We start from the raw sequence: 507 nt of genomic DNA on the forward strand, positions 1-507 counted from the left end.
ATATCTGAAAGATGTTAATGCTTTGGGTCTGGATGCTGATAGTGTCTATGAAAAAGCCAAAGCTGCTAGTGCTGCCTGTAAAGTGGTCTAACCCATTGGAGGTGCAACATGCCACTACTAGTCAAGCTCAGCGTCCTAATCTCAAGACTGTGCCAGTTTATCGGCGGCATCAGTCTCATCATTATCGTCCTCACCACCATGACTGACGTCGTCGCCCGTTACATCTTTAAGCTTACGGGTGGCGAGTTCGGCTTTACCGTCAAAGGCTCGGTTGAGATCGTCTCCTACTTTATGCTATTTGCACTGCTTGCCGCTTTTGCCGCCTTTGTCGAACGCTCACAAATCATCGTTGACGTCTTTACCCAGAAAATGCCTCAGTCTATCAAAGGCTACATGATGGGCGTCTTTATGCTTGGCTTCTTTGCCATCGGCATCGTCTTTGCCTGGGGACTCTATGAGAGCGCCATTGATGCTATGGAATTTGGCAAAGTCACCCAAGATTTGCGT

Annotated in this window: 1 protein-coding gene; it reads left to right on the plus strand. The window is 48.1% G+C overall.

Features of this window, described 5'->3' with window-relative positions; genetic code table 11:
- Window positions 1-108: 108 nt before the first annotated feature.
- Window positions 109-507, plus strand: a 399-nt coding sequence (locus ACS8FC_RS21185) for a TRAP transporter small permease (RefSeq protein ID WP_439298228.1), incomplete at its 3' end; no start/stop codon positions are given.

This window comes from Psychrobacter sp. 1Y4, assembly GCF_051847555.1.